This is a genomic window from Peribacillus sp. (assembly GCF_059453735.1).
Genome location: NZ_JAZVJO010000110.1, coordinates 1 through 5,695, shown reverse-complemented (window position 1 = coordinate 5,695; position 5,695 = coordinate 1). Strand labels below are relative to the sequence as shown.

The following is a 5,695-nucleotide window of genomic DNA, read 5'->3' as shown; positions in this document are numbered from 1 at the left end:
AACCAGCTAACCACAAAAGAGAAAGATACCCTATTTTCACAAGTACCAACCCTCAAGTGCCAAAACAGCTAGGTACAAATGCACAAAAAGAGGCAGCCCGATTTGGACAGCCTCCTTTAGGTTTAGGAATTTCGTTTTCTTGCTTCTTCTGGTCCTTCGAGTCTAGTAGCTCCAGGGTATTTTAGTGATTGGTCACGGTCAGACTCGACTCGGCGGCTTTCTTTGAGTTTTTTTTCTTGACGATCTTTTCCCAATATTTCGCCCCCTTTCCTTTCGGTTATTTTCCCCTATAGTCTGTATTTTTTATTCATCTACCCATAGCGTGTTTAATCTTGTTTTAAAGGAGACATAATGTCTTTTAAAGGAGGTGAACGTTATGGATGGGTTGTTTTTCTATTGGATTATTTGGATGGGGTGGGTAGTCGTGGTATTTTTTATGCCTAAAACAGCTTTTCGATCTCAGTTAATATGTCATCTACTCATTTTGATTATTTTATCTGGATATGAATTAGCTGTTTATCCTTACCGAATAGGTTTAGGCGGACTTTATTTGTTGATTTGTTTACTGATATACAATCGGAAATTGTCCTTCATTCATACGAGTTATTTTGTATTTAAATTTTGTACAATAGGAATTGGGTATGCGGCATTTCAATTATTTGCTTTGCTGGATCCAATTATATTAATTTTTGAAGCTTCTTGGATGCAAGCCATTGCCATTAATTATACAGCGTTTTTGTTATTTAAAGACTGGAAACAGCGGATTAGTGCCATCATAATTGGGATGGTGCTGGGTGATTGTGTGTTTGCAGGATTATTGGCTGTACACACCTTGCCTTACAAAAGTATTTCCCTTGAGTGGCTCGATAATGTGACATTGTCTGTCACAGTTGGGCTTGCCTGTATTGCTGCAGAACTGATTAGTAAGGTGCTTTATCAACAAACGCAGGCGAAATTTAATTCCTAATAAAAGGAAACATGTGACATCATAATAAAAGTGTTTTTTAGACAATCATTGTTGATTGGCGGAAAATTTGATACTATATGATAGTTAGAGAGCTGGTAAATACATACCGAAGCCTAACTGCAGTTTCTGCAAATATGAAAATCAACAGTGCAATTTTTTTAGTGGAGATAAATGCATTCATGGATTTCATGAGCTTTAAAGATATATGGAGTGGAAGGGTGAATACAATGCCAAAACCGGTAATTGCGATCGTCGGACGGCCTAACGTTGGAAAATCGACAATCTTTAACAGAATTGTTGGAGAGAGAATTTCTATCGTTGAAGATGTACCAGGCGTAACGAGAGACAGGATTTATAGTTCAGGAGAATGGTTAACGCATGACTTTAACATTATTGATACGGGTGGAATAGATATTGGTGATGAACCATTTCTTGAACAAATCCGTGCACAAGCTGAAATAGCTATTGATGAAGCGGATGTTATCATTTTTATGGTGAATGGCCGTGAAGGTGTGACTGGGTCAGATGAAGAAGTTGCGAAAATTCTTTATAAGTCAAAAAAACCAGTCGTACTGGCTGTTAATAAAATTGATAATCTTGAAATGCGCGACCAAATTTATGATTTCTATGCACTTGGATTTGGAGAGCCATTCCCAATTTCAGGTTCACATGGTCTTGGTTTAGGAGACTTACTTGACGAAGTGGCTAAGTATTTCCCAGATTTCGGCGGCCAGGATTATGAGGATGATGTCATCAAGTTCAGTTTAATTGGAAGACCGAACGTTGGGAAATCTTCATTAGTTAATGCTTTGCTTGGAGAAGAGCGGGTAATTGTTAGTGAAATCGAAGGGACGACTCGTGACGCGATTGACTCCCCTTATAAATTTAATGGCAAAGAGTACGTCATTATTGATACGGCAGGGATGCGTAAAAAAGGGAAGGTATATGAGAGCACTGAGAAATACAGTGTACTTAGAGCCTTACGTGCAATTGAACGCTCTGACGTTGTTCTTGTGGTATTAAATGCTGAAGAAGGTATTCGTGAACAGGATAAGAAAATTGCTGGGTATGCTCATGAAGCAGGCCGAGGAATTATTATCGTCGTTAATAAGTGGGATGCATTAGAAAAAGATGATAAAACAATGAAGAAATTCGAAGAAGATATTCGAGCTCATTTCTTATTCTTGGACTATGCTAAAATCATTTACTTGTCTGCGTTAACAAAGCAGCGGATCCATACGCTTCTTCCAGTAATTGATAAGGTTAGTGAAAGCCATGCGCTTCGTGTGCAAACGAATATTCTTAACGAAGTGTTAATGGATGCCGTAGCCATGAATCCGACACCTACCCATAATGGTACTCGTCTGAAGATTTACTACACCACTCAAGTAGCTATCAAACCGCCTACATTTGTAGTGTTTGTTAATGATCCAGAACTTCTTCACTTCTCTTATCAGAGATTCTTAGAAAATAGAATTCGTGATGCCTTTGAGTTTGATGGCACGCCAATTCGTATTTTTGGCCGTCAAAGAAAATAATGACATCTAGTTAGTCATCAAGAGATCGAAGGCTATCTATGTTCTGTAGGGTTGTTAGGATGCACTCAGTCCTGACTTCCTTCACCATAGAATAGTTACCTTTTAGAGAAAAGGTGGTTGAATATGACAAGAACAAAGCAAAAAGCAGCCGTAATCGGAGCAGGAAGCTGGGGTACTGCCTTAGCAATGGTTCTCGCAGATAATGGACATGAAGTGCGTTTATGGGGTCATAAGGAAGCACAGATTGAAGAAATCAATTCCCAAAGAACCAATCATAAATATCTTCCGGATATTAAGCTTCCACAAGGAATCACAGGGTTTAGCTCCTTAGACTCTGCCCTCAGGGATCTTGATATTATTATTTTGGCGGTGCCGACCAAGGCAATTCGTGATGTTTTAAAGGATATTGAAAAAGTCAGCCAACAGCCGCTAACGGTTGTTCATGTTTCAAAGGGGATCGAACCGGATTCCTTAATGCGGATTTCTGAAATGATAGAAGCAGACATGTCTGGCAGTATGTTAAAAGAATTAGTGGTCCTTTCTGGACCAAGTCATGCTGAGGAAGTAAGCTTGCGTCATCCTACAACGGTAGCTGTATCTTCAAAAAACATGGCTGCAGCTGAACGAATTCAAGATCTATTCATCAATCAATACTTCCGAGTTTATACGAATCCAGATATCGTTGGCGTGGAAATAGGCGGTGCCTTAAAAAATATCATTGCGTTAGCTTCAGGGATTACTGACGGATTAGGGTATGGAGATAATGCTAAAGCAGCTCTTATTACCCGCGGTCTTGCGGAAATTACCCGATTAGGCAGTGCAATGGGGGCAAATCCGTTAACTTTTTCAGGGTTGACGGGTATTGGAGATTTAATTGTAACTTGTACAAGCGTCCATTCTAGAAATTGGCGGGCCGGTAATTTGCTTGGTAAAGGACAAAAGCTCGACGAAGTACTGACGAACATGGGCATGGTGGTTGAAGGTGTTCGAACCACAAAGGCAGCTTATCAGCTTGCGCAAAAGTATGAAGTCGATATGCCGATTACAAATGCGCTTTACGGAGTATTGTTTGCTGGAAAAGACGTAAAGGATTCCGTTGATTTATTGATGAATCGAGATAAACGAAGTGAAATGGAAGATTTATTTAATATAATGGAAGAGCGCGAATCTGAATAAGTTTGTGATTCTTTCAAAAAGATTACGTAATGTGTGAAATATTTTTTCGGAAAATAGGCATTAGCTGATACGCCTTTAGATTAGGAAGCATACAATGCATCGATAGTAAACTAGTAATCTAACTTGGAACTGGTGGGTTTAGTCAAATGGCAGAAGATATATCGATAGACATATCTTCTGCTTTTTTAACTTGATGAATAGTCTGTTATATCAAAATAGGACAAGCCCCTAAAACTAAAATGTGTAGTGGATGAGCACTACGATAAAGGAGTAGGTTTTGTGACACCAGCATTGCAAAAAATGTGGATCTCTTTTATTGCTATGGGCTTTATGGCAATCTCCATTTTTTCTATTTACCTAAGCCGGTATAAATTAAGCGGTTTCTTCAAGGCTTTTATGGCGATTTTTGCATACATACTTATGATTATCGCTGGTTTAATCATCTTTGTAGTAGTATTTAGTGGACCAACCACTTAAGCGAGGCGAATTATATGAAACAAGTAAAATGGGCAGTTATTATTTTTTGTATTCCATTACTCCTAACTGGGTGTATGTATCCGGATAGTCAACGGAAAGAAAACCAAACCCCTTACAAAGAACAAATCCAATCGGTACAAAGTGCGGTTGATCAGTTTCAAAAAACTGGGGGCGGGATCCTGCCGATTATAACAAAAGAAGCAGAAACACCTATTTATCAAAAATATGTGGTAGATTTTAAAAAGATCGTACCAAGATACATAGCTGAAGCTCCTCCTAATTCGTTTGACGCTGGAGGCATTTTTCAATATGTGCTCATCGATGTTGAAACCAACCCTGCTGTCAAATTACTTGATGTAAGGATGGCTCAAGCCATTCAGGATTTGAATCTTCGGTTGACGAGTTATCGTCAGACGAACGGTTATCCACCATACGGCGAGGTGCTTTCAGACGAAGTATTTACGCTTGATTATAAAAAACTGGGTCTAAAAGAAGCACCAACAGTGACTAGTCCGTATTCACAACGACCATTATCGATTATCGTCAATAATAAAGCTGAATTATTCGTTGATTATACACCAGATTTATACGATGCCCTCAAAGAAAAAAAACATTCCTTTAAAAAGGGTGAGGACATTCGAAAAATTTTAGTGGAAGAATCTGATTTTGTTCCGGCTTTTTCTTTGCCTTATACAATTGATGAAGCTGAAAAACCAATATTCTTAGTGAAATAAGCATAATCCTTCTTCTACACAATATAGTGTAGTAGGAGGATTTTTTTCTTCTCCTTAGCCTGATTTGATTGCGCAGATGATTAACTTATATAGATGAATGCACGGGGGGATGGACTAAAGGGCAAATAAAAGAGGAATATTTTTTTAGGACAACATCATAAACTAATAGTGTCCTAGATAAAGTAGTCAAGTGGATGAAAATCCCAAGACTTAAGAGCGGGAGGGGTTATATTGCTGGAGAAGGTAGATATTTTCAAAGATATTGCTGAACGGACCGGCGGCGACATCTACTTAGGTGTAGTTGGGGCAGTTCGTACTGGTAAATCCACATTTATCAAAAAGTTTATGGAGTTAGTCGTTATTCCGAATATGGATACTGAATCAGATCGTGCAAGAGCACAGGATGAATTGCCGCAAAGTGCCGCTGGGAGAACAATCATGACAACAGAGCCGAAATTCGTCCCCAATCAGGCTGCAACGATAGAAGTTGCTGAAGGGTTGAATGTAAATATACGCCTCGTTGATTGTGTTGGTTATACGGTGCCCGGCGCGAAAGGGTATGAAGATGAGAATGGTCCCAGAATGATTCACACGCCTTGGTATGAGGAACCAATCCCATTTCATGAGGCGGCTGAAATTGGCACGAGAAAGGTCATTCAGGATCATTCTACGCTGGGTGTAGTCGTCACGACGGATGGAACAATCGGAGAAATCCCCCGAAAGGACTACATCGATGCAGAGGAAAGGGTTATATCTGAACTAAAAGAAGTAGGAAAGCCCTTTATTATCATCATAAATTCAGT

6 protein-coding genes and 1 pseudogene are annotated in these 5,695 nt (G+C 39.3%); 6 read left to right on the top strand and 1 reads right to left on the bottom strand.

Translation table 11 applies throughout. The features are described 5' to 3' along the window. Nucleotides 1-122 precede the first annotated feature (122 nt). Entirely contained in the window at nt 123-254 is a 132-nt protein-coding gene (locus tag AC52RT_RS03635) for a YpzI family protein (protein WP_201647723.1), read from the bottom strand. 122 nt (nt 255-376) lie between these two features. Here AC52RT_RS03635 and AC52RT_RS03630 point away from each other — a divergent pair, with 122 nt between their 5' ends. The 6 genes and pseudogenes from AC52RT_RS03630 to AC52RT_RS03605 form a co-directional block, all read left to right on the top strand. Next, nucleotides 377-967, top strand: a complete 591-nt coding sequence (locus AC52RT_RS03630) for a YphA family membrane protein (protein WP_495539492.1) — start codon at nt 377-379, stop codon at nt 965-967. A gap of 227 nt (nt 968-1,194) precedes the next feature. Continuing rightward, nucleotides 1,195-2,505: a ribosome biogenesis GTPase Der gene (gene der, locus AC52RT_RS03625; protein ID WP_495539491.1), complete on the top strand. Its 1,311-nt coding sequence runs from the start codon at nt 1,195-1,197 to the stop codon at nt 2,503-2,505. A gap of 123 nt (nt 2,506-2,628) precedes the next feature. Continuing rightward, the gene (locus AC52RT_RS03620) at nt 2,629-3,681 is read left to right on the top strand and encodes an NAD(P)H-dependent glycerol-3-phosphate dehydrogenase (protein ID WP_495539490.1); all 1,053 of its coding nucleotides are present in this window, start codon (nt 2,629-2,631) and stop codon (nt 3,679-3,681) included. 279 nt (nt 3,682-3,960) lie between these two features. Then, nucleotides 3,961-4,158 carry a DUF2768 domain-containing protein gene (locus tag AC52RT_RS03615; RefSeq protein ID WP_040373309.1) on the top strand — a complete coding sequence of 66 codons (198 nt, stop codon included), beginning with the start codon at nt 3,961-3,963 and terminating at the stop codon, nt 4,156-4,158. A 14-nt stretch (nt 4,159-4,172) separates the two neighbouring features. Continuing rightward, nucleotides 4,173-4,892 carry a YphF family lipoprotein gene (locus AC52RT_RS03610; RefSeq protein WP_495539489.1) on the top strand — a complete coding sequence of 240 codons (720 nt, stop codon included), beginning with the start codon at nt 4,173-4,175 and terminating at the stop codon, nt 4,890-4,892. A gap of 234 nt (nt 4,893-5,126) precedes the next feature. Beyond that, nucleotides 5,127-5,695 (top strand): annotated as a pseudogene (locus tag AC52RT_RS03605) (stage IV sporulation protein A); the annotation flags it as partial.

Bases quoted from the DNA above. Each gene is read 5' to 3' on its own strand.
- AC52RT_RS03630 (WP_495539492.1), top strand. From the start codon at position 377: ATGGATGGGTTGTTTTTCTATTGGATTATTTGGATGGGGTGGGTAGTC.
- AC52RT_RS03620 (WP_495539490.1), top strand. From the start codon at position 2,629: ATGACAAGAACAAAGCAAAAAGCAGCCGTAATCGGAGCAGGAAGCTGG.
- der (WP_495539491.1), top strand. From the start codon at position 1,195: ATGCCAAAACCGGTAATTGCGATCGTCGGACGGCCTAACGTTGGAAAA.
- AC52RT_RS03610 (WP_495539489.1), top strand. From the start codon at position 4,173: ATGAAACAAGTAAAATGGGCAGTTATTATTTTTTGTATTCCATTACTC.